The organism is Rhizobium sp. FKL33, from assembly GCF_005222915.1.
Classification (GTDB): Bacteria; Pseudomonadota; Alphaproteobacteria; order Rhizobiales; family Rhizobiaceae; genus Rhizobium_E.
In genome coordinates, this window is sequence record NZ_STFX01000024.1 from 139,081 (window position 1) to 164,579 (window position 25,499).

The 25,499-nt window shown below is 62.8% G+C and carries 28 protein-coding genes; 13 read left to right on the plus strand and 15 right to left on the minus strand.

Going from position 1 to position 25,499, the window contains the following annotated elements; all coding sequences use genetic code 11:
• Nucleotides 1-2: 2 nt before the first annotated feature.
• The 4 genes from E8Q41_RS25610 to coxB all read right to left on the minus strand — a co-directional run bounded on the left by E8Q41_RS25610 (nt 3) and on the right by coxB (nt 3,754).
• Nucleotides 3-143, minus strand: coding sequence for a hypothetical protein (locus E8Q41_RS25610; protein WP_170976514.1), 141 nt, complete (start codon nt 141-143; stop codon nt 3-5).
• A gap of 2 nt (nt 144-145) precedes the next feature.
• Nucleotides 146-1,099 carry a heme o synthase gene (locus tag E8Q41_RS15900; protein WP_137156533.1) on the minus strand — a complete coding sequence of 318 codons (954 nt, stop codon included), beginning with the start codon at nt 1,097-1,099 and terminating at the stop codon, nt 146-148.
• A 64-nt stretch (nt 1,100-1,163) separates the two neighbouring features.
• A complete protein-coding gene (gene ctaD / locus E8Q41_RS15905; protein ID WP_137156534.1) occupies nt 1,164-2,846 on the minus strand; it encodes a cytochrome c oxidase subunit I in 1,683 nt (560 codons plus the stop codon).
• Between the two features lie 23 nt (nt 2,847-2,869).
• The gene (gene coxB, locus E8Q41_RS15910) at nt 2,870-3,754 is read right to left on the minus strand and encodes a cytochrome c oxidase subunit II (protein WP_137156535.1); all 885 of its coding nucleotides are present in this window, start codon (nt 3,752-3,754) and stop codon (nt 2,870-2,872) included.
• Nucleotides 3,755-4,074: 320 nt separating this feature from the next.
• Here coxB and E8Q41_RS15915 point away from each other — a divergent pair, with 320 nt between their 5' ends.
• The 4 genes from E8Q41_RS15915 (at nt 4,075) to tldD (ending at nt 6,801) form a co-directional block, all read left to right on the plus strand.
• Complete coding sequence (locus E8Q41_RS15915; RefSeq protein WP_137156536.1) at nt 4,075-4,650, plus strand: invasion associated locus B family protein; 576 nt, start codon at nt 4,075-4,077, stop codon at nt 4,648-4,650.
• Nucleotides 4,651-4,711: 61 nt separating this feature from the next.
• Entirely contained in the window at nt 4,712-4,978 is a 267-nt protein-coding gene (locus E8Q41_RS15920) for a type II toxin-antitoxin system ParD family antitoxin (protein WP_137156537.1), read from the plus strand.
• A complete protein-coding gene (locus E8Q41_RS15925; RefSeq protein WP_137156538.1) occupies nt 4,975-5,298 on the plus strand; it encodes a type II toxin-antitoxin system RelE/ParE family toxin in 324 nt (107 codons plus the stop codon). Before E8Q41_RS15920 ends, E8Q41_RS15925 begins: the two co-directional genes overlap by 4 nt.
• A gap of 87 nt (nt 5,299-5,385) precedes the next feature.
• The gene (gene tldD, locus E8Q41_RS15930) at nt 5,386-6,801 is read left to right on the plus strand and encodes a metalloprotease TldD (protein ID WP_137156539.1); all 1,416 of its coding nucleotides are present in this window, start codon (nt 5,386-5,388) and stop codon (nt 6,799-6,801) included.
• A 6-nt stretch (nt 6,802-6,807) separates the two neighbouring features.
• Here tldD and E8Q41_RS15935 read toward each other — a convergent pair whose 3' ends face one another.
• Both E8Q41_RS15935 and E8Q41_RS15940 read right to left on the minus strand, forming a co-directional pair.
• Nucleotides 6,808-7,107 carry a MazG nucleotide pyrophosphohydrolase domain-containing protein gene (locus E8Q41_RS15935; protein ID WP_137156540.1) on the minus strand — a complete coding sequence of 100 codons (300 nt, stop codon included), beginning with the start codon at nt 7,105-7,107 and terminating at the stop codon, nt 6,808-6,810.
• 132 nt (nt 7,108-7,239) lie between these two features.
• Nucleotides 7,240-8,136 carry a LysR substrate-binding domain-containing protein gene (locus E8Q41_RS15940; protein WP_137156541.1) on the minus strand — a complete coding sequence of 299 codons (897 nt, stop codon included), beginning with the start codon at nt 8,134-8,136 and terminating at the stop codon, nt 7,240-7,242.
• 146 nt (nt 8,137-8,282) lie between these two features.
• On the opposite strand from E8Q41_RS15940, the gene E8Q41_RS15945 reads away from it, so the two are divergent.
• Nucleotides 8,283-9,416 (plus strand): TauD/TfdA family dioxygenase, encoded by a 1,134-nt coding sequence (locus E8Q41_RS15945; RefSeq protein ID WP_137156542.1) that lies wholly within the window; start codon nt 8,283-8,285, stop codon nt 9,414-9,416.
• Here E8Q41_RS15945 and E8Q41_RS15950 read toward each other — a convergent pair whose 3' ends face one another.
• From E8Q41_RS15950 to aroC, 5 genes are all read right to left on the minus strand, one after another.
• Nucleotides 9,417-10,379, minus strand: a complete 963-nt coding sequence (locus tag E8Q41_RS15950) for a hypothetical protein (RefSeq protein ID WP_137156543.1) — start codon at nt 10,377-10,379, stop codon at nt 9,417-9,419.
• A 21-nt stretch (nt 10,380-10,400) separates the two neighbouring features.
• Nucleotides 10,401-11,300 carry a hypothetical protein gene (locus tag E8Q41_RS15955; RefSeq protein ID WP_205910394.1) on the minus strand — a complete coding sequence of 300 codons (900 nt, stop codon included), beginning with the start codon at nt 11,298-11,300 and terminating at the stop codon, nt 10,401-10,403.
• A gap of 186 nt (nt 11,301-11,486) precedes the next feature.
• Nucleotides 11,487-12,575 carry a hypothetical protein gene (locus E8Q41_RS15960; RefSeq protein ID WP_137156545.1) on the minus strand — a complete coding sequence of 363 codons (1,089 nt, stop codon included), beginning with the start codon at nt 12,573-12,575 and terminating at the stop codon, nt 11,487-11,489.
• Nucleotides 12,575-13,675 (minus strand): 3,4-dihydroxy-2-butanone-4-phosphate synthase, encoded by a 1,101-nt coding sequence (gene ribB, locus E8Q41_RS15965; RefSeq protein ID WP_137156546.1) that lies wholly within the window; start codon nt 13,673-13,675, stop codon nt 12,575-12,577. Before ribB ends, E8Q41_RS15960 begins: the two co-directional genes overlap by 1 nt.
• Before the next feature lie 10 nt (nt 13,676-13,685).
• The gene (gene aroC, locus E8Q41_RS15970; protein ID WP_137156547.1) at nt 13,686-14,783 is read right to left on the minus strand and encodes a chorismate synthase; all 1,098 of its coding nucleotides are present in this window, start codon (nt 14,781-14,783) and stop codon (nt 13,686-13,688) included.
• A gap of 261 nt (nt 14,784-15,044) precedes the next feature.
• Between aroC and E8Q41_RS15975 the strand changes: the two genes are divergently transcribed.
• Together E8Q41_RS15975 and E8Q41_RS15980 are read left to right on the plus strand one after the other, a co-directional pair.
• The gene (locus tag E8Q41_RS15975; protein ID WP_137156548.1) at nt 15,045-15,305 is read left to right on the plus strand and encodes a DUF1344 domain-containing protein; all 261 of its coding nucleotides are present in this window, start codon (nt 15,045-15,047) and stop codon (nt 15,303-15,305) included.
• Nucleotides 15,306-15,375: 70 nt separating this feature from the next.
• On the plus strand, nt 15,376-16,428 hold the full coding sequence (locus tag E8Q41_RS15980; RefSeq protein WP_137156549.1) for a polysaccharide deacetylase family protein: 1,053 nt from the start codon (nt 15,376-15,378) through the stop codon (nt 16,426-16,428).
• A gap of 3 nt (nt 16,429-16,431) precedes the next feature.
• Here the strand turns inward: E8Q41_RS15980 and pdxH are convergent, their stop codons facing one another.
• Nucleotides 16,432-17,046: a pyridoxamine 5'-phosphate oxidase gene (gene pdxH / locus E8Q41_RS15985; RefSeq protein ID WP_137156550.1), complete on the minus strand. Its 615-nt coding sequence runs from the start codon at nt 17,044-17,046 to the stop codon at nt 16,432-16,434.
• 118 nt (nt 17,047-17,164) lie between these two features.
• Here pdxH and E8Q41_RS15990 point away from each other — a divergent pair, with 118 nt between their 5' ends.
• From E8Q41_RS15990 to E8Q41_RS16005, 4 genes are all read left to right on the plus strand, one after another.
• On the plus strand, nt 17,165-17,554 hold the full coding sequence (locus E8Q41_RS15990) for an RT0821/Lpp0805 family surface protein (RefSeq protein WP_246660211.1): 390 nt from the start codon (nt 17,165-17,167) through the stop codon (nt 17,552-17,554).
• Between the two features lie 53 nt (nt 17,555-17,607).
• A complete protein-coding gene (locus E8Q41_RS15995; RefSeq protein ID WP_137156551.1) occupies nt 17,608-18,744 on the plus strand; it encodes a DnaJ C-terminal domain-containing protein in 1,137 nt (378 codons plus the stop codon).
• A gap of 176 nt (nt 18,745-18,920) precedes the next feature.
• Complete coding sequence (gene fabI, locus E8Q41_RS16000) at nt 18,921-19,739, plus strand: enoyl-ACP reductase FabI (RefSeq protein ID WP_137156552.1); 819 nt, start codon at nt 18,921-18,923, stop codon at nt 19,737-19,739.
• A 19-nt stretch (nt 19,740-19,758) separates the two neighbouring features.
• On the plus strand, nt 19,759-20,343 hold the full coding sequence (locus tag E8Q41_RS16005) for a histidine phosphatase family protein (RefSeq protein ID WP_137156553.1): 585 nt from the start codon (nt 19,759-19,761) through the stop codon (nt 20,341-20,343).
• Nucleotides 20,344-20,350: 7 nt separating this feature from the next.
• Here the strand turns inward: E8Q41_RS16005 and E8Q41_RS16010 are convergent, their stop codons facing one another.
• Nucleotides 20,351-21,268: a hydrogen peroxide-inducible genes activator gene (locus E8Q41_RS16010; protein WP_137156554.1), complete on the minus strand. Its 918-nt coding sequence runs from the start codon at nt 21,266-21,268 to the stop codon at nt 20,351-20,353.
• A 94-nt stretch (nt 21,269-21,362) separates the two neighbouring features.
• Between E8Q41_RS16010 and E8Q41_RS16015 the strand changes: the two genes are divergently transcribed.
• Complete coding sequence (locus E8Q41_RS16015; protein ID WP_137156555.1) at nt 21,363-21,587, plus strand: YdcH family protein; 225 nt, start codon at nt 21,363-21,365, stop codon at nt 21,585-21,587.
• A gap of 93 nt (nt 21,588-21,680) precedes the next feature.
• On the opposite strand, the gene E8Q41_RS16020 is transcribed toward E8Q41_RS16015, so the two are convergent.
• Nucleotides 21,681-22,931 (minus strand): class I SAM-dependent RNA methyltransferase, encoded by a 1,251-nt coding sequence (locus tag E8Q41_RS16020; RefSeq protein ID WP_137156556.1) that lies wholly within the window; start codon nt 22,929-22,931, stop codon nt 21,681-21,683.
• Entirely contained in the window at nt 22,928-23,659 is a 732-nt protein-coding gene (locus E8Q41_RS16025) for a TlyA family RNA methyltransferase (RefSeq protein WP_137156557.1), read from the minus strand. The genes E8Q41_RS16020 and E8Q41_RS16025 overlap by 4 nt, the downstream gene beginning before the upstream one ends.
• A 237-nt stretch (nt 23,660-23,896) precedes the next feature.
• Here E8Q41_RS16025 and E8Q41_RS16030 point away from each other — a divergent pair.
• Nucleotides 23,897-25,499, plus strand: a 1,603-nt coding sequence (locus E8Q41_RS16030) for a methyl-accepting chemotaxis protein (RefSeq protein WP_246660212.1), incomplete at its 3' end; no start/stop codon positions are given.

The following is a 25,499-nucleotide window of genomic DNA, read 5'->3' on the forward strand; positions in this document are numbered from 1 at the left end:
ATTCAGCCTCCCGCGCCCGGCGTCATCTTGATGATGGTGATGGCGTAGAAGATCACCACCAGCGCCGCGAGCGAAACCCCCAGCGCGATATTGCGATTTCGGCGTGATCGCCGCTGCAGTTCCGTCAATTCGATTCTGTCCATTCTCATACCTCCCCGTAGAGACCTGACATCAGAGACACCGCGAAATGATCGAGCATCAGGCACGAAAAGATCGCGAAGAGATAGAGGATCGAATAGGCGAAGAGCTTCTTGGCGGGCCGCATGGCTTCGTCGCCATCCGGCATGCGGCGACAGAGGACGCCGTACCACACGAAGCCCGCGCCGAGCAGAGCCGCCGCCACGCCATAGACGGGGCTTGCAAGGCCCGTGAAGGCGGGCGCGACGCCGACGGCGGCAGTCAACACGGCGTAAATCAGGATCTGGTCCTTGGTGACTTTTTCGCCGGCGACATTGGGCAACATCGGCACGCCGACTGCGCCGTAATCACGCATCTTGAACAGCGCGAGCGCCCAGAAATGCGCCGGCGTCCACAGGAAGATGATCAGAAACAGGATGACGCTGTCGAAGGACACGTCGCCGGTCACGCAGGCCCAGCCGATCATCGGCGGGAAAGCGCCGGCGGCGCCGCCGATGACGATGTTCTGCGGCGTCCACCGCTTGAGCCACATCGTGTAGATGACGGCGTAGAAGAAGATGGTGAAGGCGAGCAGGCCGGCGGCGAGCGCATTGACGGCGAGGCCGAGCACGGCGACCGAGAAGCCTGAAAGCGTCACGCCGAAGGCGAAGGCTTCGCGCGGCAGGATGCGGCCGGACGGAATGGGGCGGCTGGCGGTGCGGCTCATGACGGCGTCGATATCGGCGTCATACCACATGTTGAGAGCGCCCGACGCGCCCGCGCCGACGGCGATGCAGAGAATGGCGATCAGCCCGATGATCGGATTGATATGACCCGGCGCGGCGACCATGCCGGCGACGGCCGTGAAGATGACGAGCGACATCACCCGCGGCTTCAGAAGCGCGAAATAATCCCTGAACGTCGCCTCGGAGATGACGATCGATTCGCTACCAGCCAGATTGTCGCCGTCGACAAGCGCCATTGTACTTCTCTATTCCTGACTTCGGGAGTCGGCCGCGCCTTCGAGGCGCGGCCGACCTTATGCGTTACTTGATGCGGGGAAGCTGTTCCCACTGGTGGTAAGGCGGCGGAGAAGACAGCTGCCATTCCAGTGTCTCGGCGCCCTGGCCCCAGGGATTGTCGCCCGCCACGCGCTTCTTCGAGAAGGCTTCGAAAATGCCGTAGAAGAAGATCAGGAGGCTGACGGCCGAGACGTAGGAGCCGATCGAGGAGATCAGGTTCCAGCCGGCATAGGCATCCGGATAGTCGATATAGCGGCGCGGCATGCCGGCGAGACCGAGGAAGTGCTGCGGGAAGAACACCAGGTTGACGCCGATGAACATGACCCAGAAATGCAGCTTGCCGATGAACTCGCTATACATGTAGCCGAACATCTTCGGGAACCAGTAGTACCAGGCCGCGAAGATGGCGAAGACCGCGCCGAGCGACAGCACGTAGTGGAAGTGGGCCACCACATAATAGGTGTCGTGGATCACGCGGTCGAGACCGGCGTTCGCCAGCTGCACGCCGGTGACGCCGCCGACGGTGAACAGGAAGATGAAGCCGATCGCCCAGACCATCGGGGTCTTGAACTCTATCGAGCCGCCCCACATCGTGGCGATCCAGGAGAAGATCTTCACGCCTGTCGGAACCGCGATCACCATGGTGGCGAACACGAAGTAGCGCTGCGCATTCAGCGACAGGCCGACCGTGTACATGTGGTGCGCCCAGACGATGAAGCCGACCGCGCCGATGGCCGCCATGGCGTAGGCCATGCCGAGGTACCCGAAGACCGGCTTCTTGGAGAAGGTCGAGACGATGTGGCTGATGATGCCGAAGCCCGGCAGGATCAGGATGTAGACTTCCGGATGGCCGAAGAACCAGAACAGATGCTGGAACAGGATCGGGTCGCCGCCGCCTTCAGGCGCGAAGAAGGTCGTGCCGAAATTGCGGTCGGTCAGCAGCATGGTGATGCCGCCGGCGAGAACCGGGAGCGACAGCAGCAGCAGGAAGGCGGTGATCAGCACGGACCAGGCGAAGAGCGGCATCTTGTGGATGGTCATGCCGGGGGCGCGCATGTTGAGGATCGTGGTGATGAAGTTGATCGCGCCGAGGATCGAGGATGCGCCGGACACATGCAGCGCGAAGATGGCGAGATCGACCGCAGGACCGGGCGTGCCGGCCGTGGAGAACGGCGGATAAAGCGTCCAGCCGCCGCCGACGCCGTGGCCGCCGGGCGAACCTTCGGCGAACAGCGACAGGACGAGCAGCAGGAAGGCCGGCGGCACGAGCCAGAACGAAATGTTGTTCATGCGCGGAAACGCCATATCGGGCGCGCCGATCATGATCGGCACCATCCAGTTGGCGAAGCCGCCGATCAGCGCCGGCATGACCATGAAGAAGATCATGATCAGTGCATGCGCCGTGGTGAAGGCGTTGTACATCTGCTTGCCGGCGTCGAGCGCCGCGCCTTCATCCACGCCATAGACCATCTGGGCGAGGCCATGGAAAATCTGGATGCCGGGCGCCTGCAGCTCCATGCGCATCGCAAGCGACAGCAGGAAGCCGACCACGCCCGCGAAGATCGCGAAGATCAGATAGAGCGTGCCGATGTCCTTGTGGTTGGTGGAGAAGAACCAGCGCGACCAGAATCCGGGCGTGTGATGGTGTTCTTCATGGGCGGCGTCGTGATGACCCGCATGTGCGTCGTGTGAGCTATGTCCAGCCATTGCGATAACTTTCCTCTGCGCGCTCAGTTTGCGGCGTTCTGCGCGACGTCGACGGACTTGTCAGCCTCGACGGCGGCGATCAGCGCCTTGTTGGCGCCGGGAAGGTCGGTCGCGGCGGCGGCGAGCCAGGCCTTGTATTTGTCTTCTGGGACGACGCGGATCGCGATCGGCATGAAGGCGTGATCCTTGCCGCAAAGCTCGGAGCACTGGCCGTAGAACAGGCCTTCCTTCTCCGCCTTGAACCAGGTCTCGTTCATGCGGCCCGGCACGGCGTCGACCTTGACGCCGAAAGACTGCATGGCGAAGGAATGGATCACGTCGGTGGGGTCGGCGGTGACGATGACGCGAACCACCTTGTTGACCGGCACGACCATTTCGTTGTCGACAGCGAGCAGACGCGGATAAGCTTCCGGATCACTCTTGCCGAGCGCAGCGCGATCCTTGTCCTCAAGCATCAGCGAATCGAATGAAACAGGCGTTTCACCCGGATATTCGTAGGACCACTTCCACTGCGTGCCGATGACCTTCACGGTGAGGTCGGGATTTTCCGGCTGCGTCAGCTGGTTGGTGAGAAGCTGGAAGGAGGGGATGGCGAAGAACAGAAGAATGATGACGGGCGCGACCGTCCACACCACCTCGATCAGCGTGTTGTGGCTGGTCTTGGACGGAACCTGGTTCTTGCTGGCGCGGAAACGCAGCATCACCACCAGCAACAAGCCGAGCACCAGAAGCGTGATCGGAATGATGAACCACAGCGTGTAGTGATTGAACCAGCGAACCTCTTCCATGATCGGCGTGGCGGCCTGCTGTAGGTCTATCTGCCAGTCGACCGGCTTGTCTGCAAAGGCTGAGGACGCTGTCCCAAGACAGAATAGCGTCGCCAACGCCCCAAGAGCTTTGTTCTTCACGGATACCTCTCCCCAAGCGTTTGATCGAGATCAAACAATACCGCAGAATCCCTGCTATGGTTGAATTTAAAACCATATATCGCGACCCGCCGCAACCTCGGGCTCGCGCGGATCGTGCGTCATTTTTGCGCAACGTCAGTTCCGCCGCGAAAAAACCGGATTCTCCTCCAAAAAATTCGATTTTCGAAGCGCAGCAAGGGCTTGTCGCGCTTTCGCCGCACTGGCGCCCATGATGAAGGTTCCGCCGTTTACGCCGCCGATTCTTTCCTCTAGAGACGTCGACGGGTGAACGCTTGGCTTGATTCGACACCGAGGTTTTCATGGATTTCCGCGCCATTTCGCGCCTTGCCGCCACGACGATTGTTCTATCCGGCCTCATCGCCGGAGCGGGGAGCGCGCTCGCCCAGACGGCGACAGCGCCGGCGACGGCTCCGAAGCCTGCCCAGCCGCAGCAGAACGCGCAGCAACCGGGCACGGTGAAAGCCAATCACGGCGCATGGTCGATCGTCTGCGACAAGCCAGCCGGCGCCAATGAAGAACAATGCGCGCTGATGCAGAACGTCATTGCCGACGACCGGCCGGAAGTGGGCCTGTCGGTGGTGATCCTCAAGACGGCCGACCGCAAGGCCAAGATCCTGCGCGTTCTGGCCCCTCTCGGCGTGCTGCTGCCCAACGGGCTGGGCCTCAATATCGACGGCAAGGATATCGGCCGCGCCTATTTCGTCCGCTGCTTCACCGATGGCTGCTATGCCGAAGTGGTGCTCGAGGACAATCTCCTGAAAGCCTTCCGCGCCGGCAAGACCGCCACCTTCATCGTCTTCCAGTCGCCGGAAGAGGGCATCGGCATCCCCGTCGATCTCGCCGGCTTCGGCGAAGGGTATGACGCGCTGCCTTGAAGAAGCGACGCAGTATAGCCGACGCATTCCTTCAATGGTACAATCACAATTGGAGGCGCTGATGAACGACATGACCGTGACATTACCTGAAGACCTCAAAGAGCGGCTGAAACTGCGGGCGGACGCCCATGGTTTTTCAAGTCCCGAGGATTATGTGGTTGATCTCGTCGCGCGCGATCTGAAGTTCACCGATGCGGAGAGTCGATTGCGCGCACTGGACGCCGCCATCGCAGAAGGGCGCGCCGATGTGGCCGCCGGTCGGACCATAGACATGGACGACGTTTTTGACGCTCTGGAAGCCAAGCTTGCCGGGATTGGCGCACGGTGAAGGTGGTTCTGACGCTCAAAGCTGCGTCGGACCTTCGAGCGATCAACGACTATATTTCCCTGACGGATCCAAACGCCGCGCTTTCCGTCGTTCGCCGCCTCAGAGCATCGATGCGCGCACTGGGCGACATGCCAGAGAGGTTTTCAGTCCTTCCTGGTTATGAGGAGACCGGCCTGCGCAGGCGCGTCGAGGGCAACCACCTCATCATCTATGAAATCTCCTTGGGCCGCGTATACATCGTTCACGTCGTCCATGGCGCAAGCGATCTCGACGCATTGCTCAGAGGAAGGGGCCGCGAACAGCCCAGTGATGGCGGATGAACAGGTACCGAAACCAGCCCTGCCCTTGCCCCAAACCCCGCGCATGCCTAGTTTACACTCCTGATTCAAATCGTAGAAAAGCTCCCGATGACCCACAGCCTTCTTTCCAAATTCGATCTGTCCGAAGCCGGCGCGCAGGCGCTCGTGTCCGAAACGCTGGCCCAGGCCGACGATGGCGAGCTCTATCTCGAATATGGCGAGGCCGAGAGCCTGAGTTTCGACAATGGCCGGCTCAAGGGCGGCAGCTTTAACACCGACCAGGGGTTTGGCTTGCGCGCGGTGGCGGGCGAAGCTGTCGGTTACGCCCATTCCGGCGAGATGACCGAAAGCGCGCTGAAGCGGGCGGCCGACGCCGTCTCCGCCGTCACCCGCGGTTATTCCGGCACGATGGCGGCGGCGCCCGTGCGTTCGAACTCCCGCCGCTATGGCGAGGAAAACCCGATCGGCGCGCCGTCCTTCGAGGAGAAGGTCGCGCTGCTCGGCGAGATCGACGCCTATCTGCGCGCCAAGGATCCCAAAGTGCGTCAGGTGACGGCGTCGGTGACGGCAGGCTGGAAGATTGTCGAGATCCTGCGCGGCGACGGCGAGACGTTCCGCGATGTCAGGCCGATGACGCGGCTCAATATCTCCGTGGTCACCGGCGACGGCGACCGGCAGGAAAGCGGCTCCTATGGCGTCGGCGGACGGCGCGGCTTCGGCGATTTCGTCTCCCCCGAAAACTGGCGCTTCGGCGCCGATGAGGCTCTGCGGCAGGCGCTTGTCAATCTCGAGGCGCGAGACGCGCCGGCGGGATCGATGGATGTGGTGCTCGGCAACGGCTGGCCGGGCGTGATGCTGCATGAGGCCGTGGGCCACGGCCTCGAAGGCGATTTCAACCGCAAGAAAACCTCGGCCTTTGCCGGCCTGATGGGCGAAATGGTCGCCGCGCCCGGCGTGACCGTGGTCGATGACGGCACGATCGATCAGGCGCGCGGCTCGATCAATATCGACGACGAAGGCACGCCCGCCGCTTATAACGTGCTGATCGACAACGGAAAACTGGTCGGCTACATGCAGGATCGCCAGAACGCCCGGCTGATGGGCATGAAGGCGACCGGCAATGGCCGCCGCGAATCCTATGCGCATACGCCGATGCCGCGCATGACCAACACCTATATGCTCTCGGGCGACAAAACCAAGGACGAGATCATCGCCTCGGTCAAGCGCGGCCTCTACGCCGTCTCTTTCGGCGGCGGCCAGGTCGACATCACCTCCGGCAAATTCGTGTTCGGCTGCACCGAGGCCTATATGATCGAGGACGGCAAGATCGCCTATCCGGTCAAGGGCGCGATGCTGATCGGCAACGGCCCCGAGGCGATGAAGCGCATCACCATGATCGGCAACGATAGTAGCCTCGACACCGGCATCGGCAATTGCGGCAAGGGCGGCCAATGGGTCCCCGTCGGCGTCGGCCAGCCGCATCTGAGGATGAACGATGTGACGGTGGGCGGGACCAAGGCTTGAGAAACATCACGGCGAGAAGCGCCATTTGCGGAGAATGGCAGCTTCGAGATCAATCGAATTGTGGTGCGCGAAAAGCAGCAGATGCCCAAGAATGTCGGCAGTTTCATCGGCGAGTTGCATGTGCAATTCGTCGATATTAATTCCCTTTTTCCGACCGCGGCCGCTGACCTTGTTGGCCACCTGAACTAATTCCCCGACTTCTTCGATCAACTTGAGGAGAAACCAATCCGCGTCACGTTCGATGCCATGACTTTCGACATGAATCGAAGACGCTGTTTCAAATCGCTGAGTGAGTTCCTTTAGCATCAAACCCTCGCTTGTTCATTTTTTGTTCCAAATCTAGAGTGAGTCTCTTGTGCCGTCACGCGATAGATTATGAACTTTTCGCGTTGGATCGATGACGGGATGGCAAAAGACTATGCTCAGCCTGCCGCTCCCCTACCCCTCCCCCAACAGCCAATCCTTCAACAGGCGCGCCGCTTCGCGCTCACCGGCCCCGAAGGCGGACACAAGATAGAAGCCCTCGCGGGGGACGACTTGATCGGTGGTCGCCGCCACCAGGCGTCCTTCGCGCATCAACCCGCCGGTGATCGATTCCCAGCCCAGCATCACGCCCTGCCCGTCGAGCGCGGCTTGAGTGGCCTGGACGTAATTGGTGAACTGGCGACCCGAGGACAATGGCTCGGGCAGGCCGCGCTGTTTTAGGAAAGCCGGCCAGCCGAGCCAGGTCGGATCCTCGGCGCGGACATGGATGAGCGGGGCGCGATCGAGCCGGATCGAATCGCCACCCGCCTCGTCGATCAGGCGGGATAAGAAGGCCGGGCTGCAGACCGGCGTCACGCGCTCGGGAAACAGAAGCTCCACCAACCCGTCGCCCCATTGCCCCAGACCGTAGCGAATGGCGAGATCGATGCTCGGCGTCAGCCGCGGCGCGCCTTGCGGCGTGGTCATGACATTGACGGCGACATGCGGATGCAGCGCAGAAAACCGGGCGAGACGCGGCATCAGCCAATAGGTGGCGACGCCGACCGAACAGGCGATGGTGACCGCATGGCCCGCCGCCTCCAACCCGCGGATCTGCTCGACGGCGTCGGCGATGCGGCCGAGGCCGTCGACGACCGCAGCTTCCAGGATTTCCCCGGCCCGGGTTCGCGCGGCGGGCCGCGTGCGCCGATCGAGAAGGCGGGCGCCGACATGATCCTCCAATTGCCGCAGAGCCTGGCTGATCGCGGGCTGGGTGACGTTGAGTTCGTGCGCGGCGGCGCGCACGCCGCCGGTGCGTAGCACGGCCTCGAACACGCTGAGAAGACGTAAAGGGGGGAGGTTTTTCGCCAAGAGTATAACCGTACGCTTATCTTATGATTAGAGCTTCCGCGCTTCCAGAAGACGCCCATGCTTGCTAAAAATCAAGCCGCAAGCCGCTCCCAAGGCTCAAGAAAACATCAGACGCAAGTTAATTCCAGAGGATAGGATAATACCAGATGGACGCTCATCTCAGCCATAGCGTGAGCCTGACCGCGACAGGCGTAAACGTGCCGATGCTCGATGGCACGGTGGCCTATTTCAACAATTACTGGCTGCGCGACAATTGCCCGACCTCGTTCGACAGCCAGACGCGCGAACGCACCTTCGACATTTTCCACGAAGCCGACGCGCCGAAGCCCGCCAAGGCGACCATCCAGGACGAAGCGCTGGTGATCGAATGGGCCGGGTCCGGCCATGTGTCGCGGCATGCGCTGTCTTTCCTCGCGCTCTACGCCAAGGGCGAGAAGCGTCATGACCCCGCCGACCTGCCGCGCCGCGCCTGGTATTCGGACCACTATCCCGCCATCGCCCGCTTCTCGCAGCCGGCGCTGAAGGCAGACAAGGCCCTCGTGGCCCAATGGATCGAGGCGATGCTGGTGGAAGGCGTCGCGATCATTACCGATATGCCCGACAGCAATGAAGGCCTCGATGATCTCGTCAAGCTGATGGGCCATGTGCGTCCGACCTTCTTCGGCGAATATTTCGACGTGCGCACCCATATCAAGCCGACAAACCTCGCCTACACCGCCAAGGCGCTCGAAATGCACACCGATACGCCGGCTGAAGACGAAGCGCCGGGCGTGCAGTTCCTGCATTGCCGCGCCAATTCCGTCTCCGGCGGCCAGAACCTGTTTCTCGACGGCGTGGCTGTCGCCAACGACCTTAAGAAGGAATTTCCGGAAGATTTCGCGCTGCTGTCGGGCACCGACATTCCCTATTACTGCGAGCACGACCATTACGACATGCGCTCGCGCCAGCGGGTGATCGAGCTCGACCAGCATGGCGAGGTTTCGGGCGTGACCATCAGCCAGCATATGGCCGACATTTTCGACCTGCCGCAGGACTTCCTCGACACTTACTACCCGGCCTTCTGCCGCTTCGGCCGCATGCTGCAGTCGGACAAATATCTGATGCGCTTCCGTCTCGAAGCCACCGAATGCATCGTGTTCGACAATCACCGCATCGTACATGGCCGCTCGGCCTATTCGGCCACCGAAGGCGACCGTTATCTGCGCGGCTGCTACGCCGATCGCGGCGAAATGCGCTCGACCTATCGCGCGCTGGTGTCGGAAGGCCGGTTCAAGGGCTGATCAGCCCTTCGGATCTCCGAACGCCGCCGCTTCGAAATTCCAGCCGGCGGCGCGGTTGCGGATGCGCCGGAACGCCGGCGACAGATCAGACAGCGCCCGGTCCCATTCAGGATCGGGCGTTTGGCTTTGCGCCAGCCGGAAAAAGATCGGCGTCAGCGCGGCGAGCGCGAAGGGATCGAAGAAGGCGCTCTTGATCGACCAGGCGAACAGGATGGCGCCCAGAAGCGACCAGCCCGACACGCTGTCCGGAAAGGACGAAAACAGCCCGCCCATCGGCGGAAGAAGGATCAGCAGGACGATCAACGAGGCCGTCCAGGTCGCAGCCGACGCCGCCAATCCGTTGACAACAAGTCGGCGGGAATTCTGACCGTACAAAACCAGCCCCTGTCGCGCCGCCTGCCAGGGATTGGCGGCGCGCAGATGCACGACATAGGCGTAGACCAGATCGACGATCGGCGTCATGGCGAGCGAGATCAGCCAGGTCAGCATCGCCGCCAGCCCCTCCATGCCGCGCATGGTGATGAACAGACGCACGCCGCCGATGAGACCGGGGATGGCGCCGGCGGCAGCGCGGATCTGCGGATCCATCTCCGCAAGCAGCGCCGGCCCGGCGAACCGATCCGCCACCAGCGCCTGGGCTTCGGCAACCTGATCCTCCCCCTCCGCCAGGGGAGCCTCGCCCAGGCTTTCCGAGAAGGCCGCAGCATGTGCGAGGCCAATCGCGAGCCGCACGCGCCAACGGATTCGACTGAGCAGAAAGGTTGCCCCCCAAAGCCCCATCAACCCGCCCCAGGCGCCGAACAGGCTGCCGCTCCCGGCGACGCTTTCGAGAAGCCAGGCGCCGAGGACTAGACCCAACAGACCGGCGAGCGCGGCCGCAAAACCGGCGGCGAGCCGGAGAAACAGGAATGGCCAGGCGCGGCTGTAGATCGCCCAGGCGCGCTCGGTGGAGATCTCCAGCATCCCGCTCGGCCTCCCCCTGTTTCAATCAGACGCTGATGCGCCGCGCGAAGGCGCGCAAGATCGCAGCAATGCGGCTCCGGCCCCAGCGGAACGGCTGGCGCGCAAGTTTCTGCTTCGAGGCATCGACCGCGCCCGGATTTCAGGAAGACTTTCGAAACAGGCGACATCGTAGCTGAACGCCTCGATGTCAGGACCATCAAAAAGCGCTTGGCGCGGCGAGGGAGGAGCAATCACACCCTCAAGCGCCTGTCGCGCGTGTTCGTCGAGGGCGGCGAACCAGGGGGCCTTCCTTTCGAAACGCAAGAGACTGCGGCTGTCAGCGCCGATACGCGCGACCGTGTCCACGATTAGGGCCAGATCGTTCTCGTCATGAGATCGCAGGAAGCGTCGCCAGTAAAGGATATCGCGCTTGCCCACCTCAGCGCCGCCCGCTTTCGTGAGAATGCGCAGGTAATCATAAATTTCTAGCGGATGGCGCTCATTGCGCACGGTGCCGGTCGCAGGCTCCACGCCATCGACCTTCAAAATATCAGAACAAAAGGCGACGAAGATATCGCCCTTGTTCTTCCGGATTTGTTCGAAATCCAGAACCGTGACCGTGAGGCGCGGTTCGGCGAGCACCGGACCGAGTTCGACAAGACAGTTCAGCGCCGCCGACGCCAAAGGCGCCGCCAGTTGTCGCTCCGAATAAGCGACGAGAGAGTGCGTCTTGCCGCCCTTGACCGTTTCGCTCCAAAGCGAACACATCCGCGACACGGGATCCCGCAGGACATAGGCGATGCGGATTTCTTCCTGACCGAACAGCGCGCCAAGCGCCAAAAAATCCGCCGGCAGCCAACGATGAAAGCTTTCCGTCGAGATGAGGATGTTTGCCTTGTGCGCGGCGGCTCGGCGTCCGGCCTTGCGAATGGCGTCCGCCATCGGGCCTATGCCGGAGCGAATTTCGTCCAGCGCGGAGCCAATCTCGTGATGGGCGTTGCGAACCTTCAGCGACAGAACCGGATAGAGCCAACCTTGTTTCCAGAGCTTGCCGCGGTTGCGATAGAAATTGGCCTGAAGATAGGTCGAAGCGGTCTTTCGCGGTCCGACATGGATGATCAGCATAGGTCAGCCCCGGACACGCTTGACGAGACGCCGCCAGCCGATCAGCAGGCTGCGTGCGGAGTTGGCCAAAAGCACGCGTGGGCCTCGCGGCCGAAAGACATGGCTCATGTCGTCGAGCAGGGTAGTCACGGCCGGATCGGCCAAAAGACGGTTCTGCCGATAGAAGGCGCAGTCCTGCACGCCGTCGAGAAACAGCTTTTCGCTTTCCGGCTGCGGGACCATGCGCATGCGGTGTCCGGCAAGCAATTGCCGTTCGGCGCGCCGGATGACCGGATGCCCCCGGCGGACGTCGATACTCGCGCGCGCATCCGGCACGGCGGAGACCTTGGCGATGATGTCGCGGCGCACGCCCTCATCAAGGAAATGATGAAACATACGGCCGATATTGACGTCGGAAAAGGATCTCCAGTCTCCAGCCCGGATCAGCATCAACCGCATGAATTCGGCAAGCTCCAGGGGCAGCCGCTCATTGCTGGTCGAGCCTTCTTCAACATGCGGCAGCGGCGCGAGTCCCAGGATATCCGCCACAAAGACATCGAATATATCGAGATTGCGGCGTCGAATCTCGTCATAGACGAGCAAGGTCAGGCTGGAGCCCGTAATCCTGGCGAGTTGCCGAACCTCGATCATGGGATTGAGAATGCGCGACTTCTTGCCCGCCTTGAAATGCTGTTTTCGAAAGGCGGGAAACGACCGCTTCTGGCCGGTCTTGATCTGCTGCGCCCAGAAGGAATACAGCAACGACGCGGGATCGCGCAGGCAATAGACGATGCGCATCTCCTGACCCACGAGATCGCGCAGCCGGGCGATATGGGCGGGTTTCCAGTTGCGAAACCCTTCCGAAGACAGCAGCAGATTCAATCCCTGTGAGCGCGCACGTTCGGCAATGCGGCGGATTTCTGCGACCTTGGCCGACGCGTCGTCGAGAATCTCGTCAGCATTGTCGGATAGGTCGTGATGGGCCACGCGCACGCGCTCACCCGTCTGGGGATAGAACCAGCCCGCGTCTTCGAGAGCGCGGGCGTTGGCATGGAAATTGTGCTGCAGCCAGGTCGTCGCGGTCTTGTGCGGACCGACATGCAGCACAAACATCAGGTGAGCTCCGTCCGCGCGATCTTGATGCCGAAGCCCTCAAGCCCGACATAATGGCGCTCGCGCGACGCCATCAACTGGATCGAGCTGATGCCGAGATCCTTGAGGATCTGCGCGCCCAAACCGATTTCCAGCCATTCGCTGTCGCGGGCCTGGGCTTGTTCATGGCCTTCCCGGCCATGGCCGAGTTTGCGATTGTGTTCGGAGGCGCCGACGCCGACCGACCCTTCGCGCAGGTAGACGATCACCCCGCGTTTGGCGATCGCGATCTTCTCCATGAACTTGCGCACGGGGCGCGCGGCGCTGAACACGTCGCCGGCGACATTTTCGGTGTGCAGGCGCACCAGCACGTCCTCGCCGTCGCGGATGTCGCCGAAGACGATGGCGAGATGCTGCATCGGATCCCAGGGCAGCGTGAAGGTGTGCGCCTTGGCGATGCCGAATTCCGTCTCCACGTCGAAGCTCGCCACGCGTTCGACCAGCGTTTCCTTGCGTTGCCGATAGGCGATGAGATCAGCAACGGAGACCTGCTTCAGGCCATTCTGTTCGGCAAACGACGCCACCTGCGGGCCGCGCATGACCGTGCCGTCGTCATTGACGAGTTCGCAGATCACGCCGATCGGCGGCAGGCTAGCGAGCTTGCAGAGGTCGACGGCGGCTTCGGTGTGGCCGGAGCGCATAAGCACGCCGCCCTCGCGCGCCACCAGCGGAAAGATATGGCCGGGACGGACGAAATCGAAGGCGGAGGCGTTGGGATTGGCGAGATTGCGCACCGTCAGCGTGCGGTCATCGGCCGAAATGCCTGTCGTCGTGCCATGTTTGAAATCGACGGAAACGGTGAAGGCCGTGGTGTGGGCGCTGTCGTTTTCCGCCACCATCGCGTTGAGGTTCAGGCGCTTGGCTTCCTCGCGCGGCATCGGCGTGCAGACGATGCCCGAGGTATGCCGCACGATGAAGGCCATCTTCTCAGGAGTGCAGTGGACGGCGGCGACGATCAGGTCGCCTTCATTCTCGCGGTCGTCGTCATCGGTGACGACGACGATTTCTCCCTTTTCGAAGGCGCGGATCGCGTCGACGACGCGCTTCTGGTCATAGGCCATTGGATACTCCCTATTTCAAACGGCCCGTCTGGCCCCTGTCCCGCAGATAATGATCGGCAATCGCGCAAGCCAGCATCGCCTCGCCGACAGGCACCGCCCTGATTCCGACGCAGGGATCGTGACGACCCTTGGTGCGGACATTGACCTCGCGTCCTTCGGCGTCGATGGAGGCGCGCTCGGTGAGGATCGAGGAGGTCGGCTTGACGGCGAAACGCGCCACAATCGGCTCGCCGGTGGAGATGCCGCCCAGCACCCCGCCGGCGTTGTTGGACAGGAAGACCGGCTTGCCATCCGGCCCGATGCGCATCTCGTCGGCGTTTTCCTCGCCGGTGATTTCGGCCGCAGCGAAACCGTTGCCGATTTCCACGCCCTTGACGGCGTTGATCGACATCAGCAGCGAGGCGATGTCCTGATCGAGCTTGCCATAGATCGGCGCGCCGATGCCGGCCGGCACATTTTCCGCGACGACCTCGATCACGGCCCCGATGGAGGAGCCCTTCTTGCGAATGTCGGAGAGATAGTCTTCCCAGACCGGGACCATGGCGGGGTCGGGGCAGAAGAAAGGGTTGCGATCGACTTCGGCCCAATCCCAATTGGCGCGGTCGATCTTATGGACGCCGATCTGCACCAGCGCGCCGCGAACGGTGACGCCCGGAACCACTTTGCGGGCGAGGCCGCCTGCGGCGACGCGGGCGGCGGTTTCACGGGCTGAAGAGCGGCCGCCGCCGCGATAGTCGCGGATGCCGTATTTGACGTCATAGGCGTAATCGGCATGGCCGGGACGATATTGCCGGGCGATTTCGCCGTAATCCTTGGAGCGCTGGTCGGTGTTCTCGATCAGCAGCGAAATCGGCGTGCCGGTGGTCACATAGGTCTCGCCGTCAGCCTCGGGCATCACGCCCGAGAGAACCTTGACCAGATCCTCCTCGCGGCGCTGGGTGACGAAGCTCGACTGGCCGGGTTTGCGCTTGTCCATCCAGTGCTGGAGTTCGGCGAGCGTGAAGCGGATGCCGGGCGGGCAGCCGTCGACGACGCAGCCGAGCGCCGGTCCGTGGCTCTCCCCCCAGGTGGTGACGCGAAACAGATGGCCGAAAGTGTTGTGCGACATGAACTGACTTTTCCGATCGAGACGGCCGCCCGCCTGAACGGCGCCGGGGGCACACATAGAGCCTCATTCGGCAAATTTGAAGCCTTTTTGACGCCTTGAACCGGTAAATCGGCAGAAGCACCCAGAAGCGCCGGCTTGCATCCGCAGCCCTACATGCTAACCCTTTCTCCCAGGAAAATTCAAATCAAGGAAAATTTTCGCCACATTCTCGGGAGACACGGGATGTATGTTTTGCTGAAGACCATATTCGTGGGGACGAACATGCGCATTCTGATCGCCATGTTGATGGGAGCGGCCTTCTTTTTGTTTCCGCAGCCGGGCTCGGCCGAAAGCGCCGATGTGGAGGCTGTGATCGACAGCGTCGACGAAAACGAGCTGACGCTGAAGCTCGGCGACGGCAAGACTTATGTCGCGCCGGAGGAATTCAATTTCGACGGTCTGAAAAAAGGCGTGAAAGTCGTGGTCTTCTACACCGAGACCGACGGCAAGCGCGTGATCAACGATCTTCAGATCGTCCAGTGACAGTTTCAATCTTCAATTAACGGCTGAGCGATAAGGCTAGGGCAATCGCTCTCTTTTTTATGGACCGCTCATGACGGACGGGATCGTTAAAAGGTTCAGGCCCGTCGCCCGACAGGCCGCCATCACTGCGGGACTGGAGCTCGCAGCCATTCTGTCACGCTTCGGCGTGGGCAAGGAGGCGGCCGGCGACGGCCTGATCTTCACGCTACATCACGTGCGACCCGCTGCTCAGCTTCCCTTCCAGCCCAATCGGCATCTAGACGTGACGCCCGGCTTTCTCGACGCGGTGCTGGTGGCTTTGCGCGAGCTCGGCTATGACTTCGTCTCGCTGGAAGCGGCCGGCGAGAGGTTGATGGCCCCGCCAACGGGCAGGCGCTTCGCATGCTTCACGCTCGACGACGGATTTCGCGACAACGCCGTGCACGCCAGCCCCGTCTTCGCCGCGCATGGCGCCCCCTATACGATCTTCGTCTCCAAGGGGTTGAGCGAGGGCAGCCATAGCGCCTGGTGGGAGACGCTCGCGGCGCTGCTGCAAAAGACCGACCATATCCAATTCGATTTCGGAGGCGGGCTCGAGAACCTGCCGACGGCGACCACGGCGCAGAAAATGGTGGCTTTCGAACGGCTGTCTAACTTCGTCGGCGACGAAGCCGAAGCCGCCGCAGTAACCGCCATCGACGCGCTCGCAGCGCGCCACGACGTCGACGCGCTCGGCGTTTGCCGGGATCTGGTCATGACACGCGCGGAATTGCAGGCGCTCGCAGACGATCCGCTCGTCAGCTATGGGGCTCATACAGTCAGCCATCGCGGCCTGGCGCGTCTCGACGACGCCGAGGCGGAAGCGGAAGTGGCGAATTCGGCGGCGTATGTGGCCGAAATCACCGGTCGCCCCTGCCGCACATTCGCCTATCCCTATGGCGACGCGCGGTCGGTGTCCGCCCGGGAAGCCGAGCGGCTGAAGCGACACGGACTGATCGGCGTCACCACCAGGCCGGGCACGCTGAGAGCCGGCGGGACCGCGGATCTGCAAGCCCTGCCCCGCGTATCGCTCAACGGGCTTTACCAGAAGGCCCGATATGTGCGGGCGCTGGCGTCGGGGCTGCCGTTCCGGATGATGGGCTGAAATTTACGGATATTTCCGCACCTTCTCCCAGCCGGCGTCCGCGCGCTTGAACTCCACCCGGTCATGCAGGCGGAAGGGGCGGTCGTGCCAGAACTCGATCGACACCGGCTTCAGCCGGAAACCGGACCAGTAATCGGGACGCGGGATCGAGCCGATGCCGAATTTGGCGGTGTATTCGGCGACCGCCTTTTCCAAAGCAAAACGGCCTTCCAGCGGACGCGACTGCTTGGAGGCCCAGGCGCCGATGCGCGAGCCGCGCGGGCGGCTGTCGAAATAGGCGTCGGCCTCGGCGTCGGAGACTGGCTCGACCGGCCCGCGAATGCGGATCTGCCGGCGCAACGACTTCCAGTGAAACACCATCGCCGCCTTCTTCCGGCCCAGAAGCTCCCTACCCTTCGCGCTCTCATAATTGGTGTAGAACACGAAACCGTCGGCGTCGAAGCCCTTCAGGAGCACCATGCGCACATTCGGCAAGCCATCCTCATCGACCGTGGCCAGAGCCAAGGCGTTGGGATCATTGACTTCCGCGGCTTCGGCATCCTTCAACCATGCGCCAAACAGGGAAAAGGGCTCATTTTCCTCGGTGAAGTCACCGCTTCTTAACTCATTGTCGCTCATAGTCCGCCAAATGCCTTATCGTCAGTTTGAGTTAATCGGGCCGTAGCTGTTGCGACACATATCAAAGCGAACCGGCGCCCAAAAGGGTCATATTGTCGCCGTCCTCCGGACGGTCGCAGTGATTCTGGCGCCAGTCTGCCTGTCGGGATGCTTCGGCGGCGGCATGATGCCGGGCCTCGACAGCGCCGACCGCTCTCTCACCACCGGATCCGTGCCCGCGCCGACTCCAGCGCAGACGGAAAAGGAGTCGGACGAAAACACCGTCCGCAACGCCGTGAGTTCGGCCGACCTGTCAAAAATGGGAACGGCGTCCATCCCCTGGGCGAATGCGAGCACCGGCAGCGCCGGCGTCATCAGTTCGATCACGGAAGAAACGAATGGCGGCTTTGCCTGCCGGACATTCACGACGACGCGCCATTCCTATCGCGGCATATCCAATTTCGCTGGGCAGGCCTGCCTTGTCGGCGAAGGAGAATGGCGATTGGTGCGTTTCAAGGAAGCCGGCTGACCGCCCGTCGAAGGGAGCGGCGGAGGCGGCAGCGTTAGTCAGGGTGGACAGTCATGCGTGATCCCTATTCGGTTCTCGGCGTCGGCCGCAATGCCGACCAAAGCGAAATCAAGGCGGCCTGGCGCGCCGCCGCCAAGGCGCTGCATCCGGACCAGAATCCCGACGACCCCAATGCTGCGAGCCGCTTCAGCGAAGTCGGCCGGGCCTATGACATTCTGCGCGACCCCGACAAGCGCCGCCGCTTCGACCAGGCGCGCGCCCGCGCGACCGGCCAAACCACCGCGGCCAAGGAAAAGACCTTCATGGAGCAGCGCGCCGAACGGGCGCGGATGGAGGCCGAAGCGCGAGCCGCCCGCGCCCGCGCGGCGGCGGCCGCTGCGGCCCTGGATGCGGAACAGGCCGAACTCGGCGTCGACAACAAGGAAAGCGCGGAAGACATTCTCGCCAAGATGTTCGGCGGCAAGAAGCCTCCCGAGCAGGCGGCCGCCAGTGCGGCCAAGAAAGCGGACGCCCGCCCCGAACCGGCCTCGCGCGCCGATGCCGCCGGCGCATCCCGCGCCGCCGCCCGTCCGGAGCCTTTTTCCGAGCCGGAGCAGGATTCGCCCGAGACCAAGGCCTCGCCGGCCCTCGACCTCATTTCCTACGTCTTCAAGCGTCTGATCCGCCCTGCCGCAGCCCCCGAACGCGCGCCCGACCTGGTGCTCGACGCGGCCGTCAGCGTCGAGGACCTGCTCAAGCGCCTCAATCCGACAGTGACGCTGCCGGATGGCAAGATGATCAGCATTCCGCTTCCGGAAGACGCTCGCGACGGCAGTGTGGTCAGGGTGGAAGGCTATGGCCATCGCCTGCCCGGCATGAAACGAGGCGACGTGGTGGCGACGCTCCGGATCAAGCCGCACAAGTGGTTTCGCTGGGACGGAAACGACCTCCTCACCTATGTGGACATCGACATCGAAAACGCCGTCCTCGGCTGCGAGGCCACAGTAACGACGCCGGATGGCGAAACCAAGGTGACGATTCCGCCCTGGTCGGGCTCGCAATACAAGGCGCGCATCGCCGGCAAGGGCCTGCCCAGAAACAGGACAGAGCGCGGCGACCTGATCGCCGAGGTGCGGGTGTTGCTTTGGGACCATCCCGACCAGAAAGTGATCGATTTGATGCGATCGATGAAGAACGGCCTGTATTTGTGACGTTTTTGTAAAAGAATTCAGCATTTACGACGCTTCGTCCGCCTGATCAGGCCCGTCAAAGGCGCGAAATAGCCAATTCTTACATTTGCAAACAATTGATGAAGCAGGCGAAGCTTGAACCGCTTTCCTCCCTGTGCCATAGGCCTTCGACATTCGTCTTATGTGGAGAGGTCTTCATGGTAAATTCTGCCGGACTGATGGCGGGCAAGCGCGGCGTCATCATGGGCGTCGCCAACAACCGTTCGATCGCCTGGGGCATCGCCAAGGCCATCCATGCGCAGGGCGGCGAGATTGCTCTGACCTATCAGGGTGAAGCGTTGAAGAAACGCGTCGAACCGCTCGCCGCCGAAATCGGCGCGATTGTCGCCGGTGATTGCGACGTCTCCGACGAAGCCAGCATCGACGCCGCCTTCGCCGAGATCGAAAAGATCTGGGGCAAGATCGACTTCCTGGTGCACGCCATCGGCTTCTCCGACAAGGACGAGCTGACCGGTCGCTATGTCGACACGACGCCGGGCAATTTCGACAAGACCATGCGCATCTCGGTCTATTCCTTCACCTCCGTGGCCCGTCGCGCCGAAAAGCTGATGACGGATGGCGGCGCCATGGTGACGCTGACCTATTACGGCGCCGAAAAGGTGATGCCGAATTATAACGTGATGGGCGTCGCAAAGGCCGCGCTCGAAGCATCGGTGAAATATCTCGCCGTCGACCTCGGACCGAAGAACATCCGCGTCAACGCGATTTCCGCTGGCCCGATCAAGACGCTCGCCGCCTCGGGCATTGGCGATTTCCGCTATATCCTCAAGTGGAACGAGTACAACGCGCCGCTGCGCCGCACCGTCACCATCGAGGAAGTCGGCGATGTCGGCCTTTACCTGCTGTCGGATCTGTCGCGCTCGGTCACTGGTGAAACCCACCACGCCGATTCCGGCTATCATGTCGTCGGCATGAAGGCGGTGGACGCGCCCGACATCAGCGTCGTCAAGGACTGATCCTTTTTCGGGAGCCCCCGTGAGCCTCTACATCATCCGCCATGGCCAGACGGCCTGGAACGCCGAGTGGAGGCTTCAGGGCCAGAAGGATATTCCGCTCAACGATCTCGGTCGCCAGCAGGCGGCCGAAAACGGCAGGGCGCTCGCCCGCCTCGAGGCCGACCTCACCGGCTTCCACTTCGTCTCCAGCCCGCTCGGCCGGGCGCGAGAGACGATGGAGATCCTCCGCCGCTCCGCCGGCCTCGATCCCCTCGCCTATGACATCGAAGACCGTCTCAAGGAAATCTGCTTCGGCGATTGGGAAGGACGGACCTCGGCAGAAATCTCCGTCGACACGCCGGACAAGGTAAAGGCGCGCAAAAGGCAGAAATGGGATTTCATCCCGCCGGGCGACAATGCCGAAAGCTATGAGATCCTGTCCTGGCGCGTCGGCTCCTGGTTTCGCGCCATCAGCCGCCCCACCGTCGCCGTCTGCCATGGCGGCGTGATCCGCTGCCTGTTCAAGCTCTCGGGCACGCTGGACAAGGACGCCGCCGCCAAGATGGACGTGCCGCAGGACAAGATCCTGCGCCGCGCGGACGACGGCACGCTTGCGTGGGTGTAGGGACGGCTCACTCCCGTCCCAACAAATCCCGCGCCGTCGCTCGCGCCATCTCCGCCAGCACGTCGTAATGCGATTTGCGGGCGCTCGAGGCTCGCCAGTAGAGGCCGACCTCGCGGGAGATCGGCCAGTCGCGGATGCGGGCGAGCGCGACATTCTGCTCCTTCAGAAATTCCGAGCGGATATAGAGTTCCGGAAACAGCGACATGCCCATTTCGATCCCCACCATTTGGCGGATGGCGTCGAGGCTGGTGCCTTCGTAATTTTCGGCGAAGACCGCGCCGGAGGCGTCGGCGAGTCCGCGGACATTTTCGAACAGGCGGTGGCCGCGGCCGAGCGTCAGCAGGGTTTCGCCGGAGAGTTCGGCCAGCGTGATCTCCTCGCGCCCGGCAAGGCGATGGCCGCTCGGCAGGCCGAGCATGATTTCCTCCGTGCAAACAGGCGCATAGGCGAAACTCGTCTCGTCGGCGGGACGCGGCCCCAGCGCGCAATCGATATCGCCAGTGCGGATACGGTCTTCCAGCGCGGTCGGCCGGTCTTCTCGCAAATGCACTTTCAGCGCCGGATAGCGGGCATGCAGCGAGGGCAGGAAATAGGGTATCAGATAGGGCCCGACCGTGGGCGCGATGCCGAGACGGATGAGACCGCCGAGATTCTTTCGCCCCGATGACGCCAGCGCAACGATCTCGTCGAGGCCGAGCAGCAGCGTGCGGGCGGCGGCGATGACGTCTTCGCCGATCGGCGTGGGGACGATCTGCGAGGCGGAGCGATCGATCAGCGTCACGCCCAACTGCTTCTCGAGCAGCGCCACCTGCACCGAAAGGGTGGGCTGCGAGACATGGCAGCGCCGGGCCGCTTCGCCGAAATGCCTGACATCACCCAGAGCGACGAGATATTCCAGCTGGCGATGGGTGGGGCGATAGGGCATTCGATAGCTCCTCTCTATCGAATTCATATAATCAATCAATTGGCGCAATCAAGCGACGCAGCCCATATTCATACTCGTAACCAAGGAGACCGATATGAACCCGCTACTGAAAGCGTTGCGCGTCCGGCATGAAATCCTGCAGAGCAAAATCGAGGGCGAGATGAAAGCCAAACAGCCCGATACGATCAGGATCACGGCGTTGAAGCGCATGAAGTTGAAGCTGCGCGACCAGATCGCCGCGCTGGAGCGCGCGGGCGCGGCCTTCCAACAGGATCGTCTGAACCGCCGCCACGTAAGGACGATCCCCATCAAGGCGTAAGCCACTGGTCCGGTTCCTTGCCCGGACCTTCCCCCCTTAGGCTACGCCTGCCGCCCCTCGCCTCTACAGCGAGGGGCGTATCTGTTTGGGCGGTCAACGCTCCAGCAGCGCCACCGCCTCGACATGCGAGGACCACAGGAACTGGTCGATGGGGGTGACGCTCTTCAGCTTGAACCCGCCTTCGACGAGAATGGCGAGATCGCGGGCGAGCGTGGTCGGATTGCAGGACACGGCGGCGATGCGGGCGACTTTCGAGCGACCGAGTTCGCGGCACTGCGCTTCAGCGCCGGCGCGCGGCGGATCGAAGACGAGCGCGTCGATCTGCTTGAGGTCCATCGGCTGCATCGGCCGGCGGAAGAGATCGCGGCGCTCGATGGAGACGGGTTTCAGCCCCTGCGTGTTGCGGGCGGCGTGATCCAGCGCGGCGAGCGCCGGACCGTCGAATTCCACCGCATGCACATGCGCCTTGCGGGCCAGGCGCAGCGAGAAGGTGCCGCAACCGGCAAACAGGTCTGCAACGCGTTTGGCCTTGCCGACATGGGCGAGCACGAGATCCGCCATCGCCTGTTCGGCGCGTTCGGTCGCCTGCATGAAGCCTCCGGGCGGCAGCACCACCGGGATCTGGTCGAACATGACGACCGGCTTGTGCGGCTCGACCAGGATCTCGTCAGCGACCGAAATGCGGGCGATGCCCTTTTCCTTGAGACAGAGATCGATGGCGGCCTGGCGCTTCTTCTGATCCGGCTTCTTCATCTCGTCGAAGGCGAGATCGAGGCCGGACGCCGTCAGCTGGATCGTCACCCGGAAAGGATCGGCGCCGGAGGCCAACGCGCCGGCGATGCGGCGGATGGCCGGCAGACGGCCGACGATGCCCGGATGGGCGATGGGACAGTCCTCGACCGCCACGATGTGATGGCTGCCGGCCTGCATGAAGCCGAGCATCAGCCCCTTGTCGGTCGGCCGACCGGACATGGTGACGCGACGGCGCTCGCCGGGCGCGCAGGCGATCAGCGGCAGGACGTCGGTTTCGATGCGATGCTGGCGAAGAGCCGAAACGACGAGGTCGCGCTTATAGGCCTGATAGGGCTCATCCGCCCAATGCTGCAACGAACAGCCGCCGCAGGCGCCGCCCAGGCCTTCCGGGCCGAAATGCTTGCAGGGCGGCGTCACGCGGTCGGGCGAGAGCTTCGACCAGGACAGCGCCGTGGCCTGGTTCTTGACCCGCGCCACCGCGACGTCCTCGCCAGGCAGGGTGAAGGGCACGAAAACGGGGCCCGCCGCGCCGCGGGCGATGCCGTCGCCCTCGGCGCCGATCGCGTGAATGGTCAATTGTTCTGTGCTCATTGTTTCCGTCCGGCCAGGAGATATTCGGAATTTCCGTCGCCGCCGGAAATTGGAGAGGGGCTTACACCGAGGCTTTCCCATCCGCCAAGGGAATTCAGCCATTCCGCCATATCGGAAGCTGTTTTCTCGGCCAGTCGCTTGTCGCGCACCACGCCGCCCTTGCCCACGCCTTCGCGGCCGACCTCGAATTGCGGCTTGACCAGCAGCAGGCACCAGGCGCCGGAGGCGGCGAGTTCGAGGGCCGGCGGCAGCGCCAGCCGGAGCGAAATGAAGGAGACGTCGGAGACGACGGCGCCGATCGTGCGGCCATTGATCTGGCCCGCCTCGAGCGCGCGGGCGTTCACGCCTTCGAGATTGGTGACGCGGGGATCTGTCGCAATGCGCGGGTCCATCTGGCCATGGCCGACATCGACGCCGACGACATGACGCGCGCCCTTCTCCAGCAGCACCTGGGTGAAGCCGCCGGTCGAAGCGCCGATATCCAGGCAATCGAGGCCCTCGGGCGTGAGGCCGAACGCGTCGAGCCCCGCCTTGAGCTTGAGGGCGGCGCGGGAGACATAGGCGCGGGCGGGATCGTCGACGGCAATCGCCGCCTCATCGGCGACAAGCGCGCCCGGCTTGGTCGCGACCGCGCCATCCACGACGACCGCCCCGCGCTTGATGGCGTCGGCGGCGCGAGAGCGGCTGTCGAACAGCCCGCGTTCGATCAGGAGTTGGTCAAGGCGCATAGGCCAGTCCCTGACCGCGATCGGCGTTTGCGCCGCGATGAAGTCTGAAATTGATCATGATCAGTTCTACAGCCGGTTTTTCACGCGTTCTTTTGATGAGGTTTCGGCAAGAATTATGCGTCAGCCCACCCTTAGATAAGGGCTCATTAATTTAACATGGTTAAATCTATCACCCAGACAATTGCTTTCGTTAAACAAGATGGTCGGCGTGCGAGGCCATCGAACCAGGGGCCAGGCATGAAAAGACCATCTGTCAAAGCTGCAATGATCGGCATGTTGTGTGCGATCATGGCGTCCATTGCAACTCTTTCCGCTTTCTCGCTGAACAGCGTGTCCTCCGTCGGGGCGGCCGCGCAGGATATCGGCGATTACTGGTTCGAACGGCTGCTCACCGCCCGCGAGATGAAGGGAGCCTTCGCCAATGTGCGCCTGACGCTGGCTCGCCACGCGATGGTCGCCAATGGCAGCGATTTCGACGCTGAACAGAAAAACTACAAGGATGCGCAGGGCGCGCTCGACAAAGCCATGGCGGCCTATGAGGCAGGCGTCCGAACCGAGAAAGGCCGAGCACTGATCAACGACATCAAACCGCTGGTCGCAGACTATTATGTCGCTGCGGAGAGCTTTGTCGAACTGATCAAAAACGACAAGAAGTCCCAGGCGTTTCCGGTGTTCAAGACCGAGTTGAAGCCGCGCGCCGACAAGATGAACGACAAGATCTCCGAACTCGTCGACTTCGTGATTTCAAGCGCCGAGCGTCGGGTCGACGAGGCGGACGCCGCCGCCCAGTCTGCGTTCACCTGGACCCTGGTGATTGCCTTGGCGGCGACCGGCCTGGCTGCAGGCGGCATCTATTTCGCCATCTTCGGCGTCGCCACCCCCATCCAGCGGATCACCAGATCCATGAGCAATCTCGCCGGCGGGGATGCGTCTGCCGAGATTCCCTTTGCCGGCCGCGCCGACGAAATCGGCGCGATGGCGGCAGCCGTCGAGGTCTTCCGCCAGAACGCGATCAACAATCGCCGCCTCGAAGAAGAAGCCTCGGCCTCTCGCAGCCAGACCGAGCAGGCGCGGGCAGCCGAACAGCAGCGCATCGCCCGCGAAGCGGAACAATTGCGCATTGCCACCTCGACGCTGGGCGAAAGCCTGAAGAAGCTCGCCTCCGGCGATCTCACCTGCCGGATCGACACGGCTTTCGCCGCCGAATATGAAAGCCTGAGGGCGGACTTCAACGTCACCGTCCAGCAGCTGTCGCAGACCATCGCCTCGGTGTCGGTCGCGGTGCAGAACATGGACTCGGGCACCCGCGAAATTTCCTCTGGCGCCTCGGATCTTTCCAAGCGCACCGAGCAGCAGGCGGCCTCGCTCGAAGAAACAGCCGCAGCGCTCGACGAGATCACCGCGAATGTGTCGAGCTCCAGCAAGCTGACCGACGAGGCGCGCAATGTCGCTCAGGCCGCCAACCAGAGCGCGACCCAATCGGCTGGCGTCGTCTCGCATGCCGAAGAGGCCATGCAGCGCATCGAACAATCGAGCCAGCAGATCTCCAACATCATCGGCGTGATCGACGAGATCGCCTTCCAGACCAACCTGCTGGCGCTGAACGCCGGCGTCGAAGCCGCACGCGCAGGCGAAGCCGGCAAGGGTTTTGCGGTCGTCGCCCAGGAAGTGCGTGAACTCGCCCAACGCTCGGCGCAGGCCGCCAAGGAGATCAAGGGCCTGATCCAGAACTCGACCTCGGAAGTCGAAAGCGGCGTCAAGCTGGTGCGCGACACCGGCGAAGCGCTGAAGACGATCGGCGGCTATATCGGCACGATCAACCGTCACATGGAATCGATCG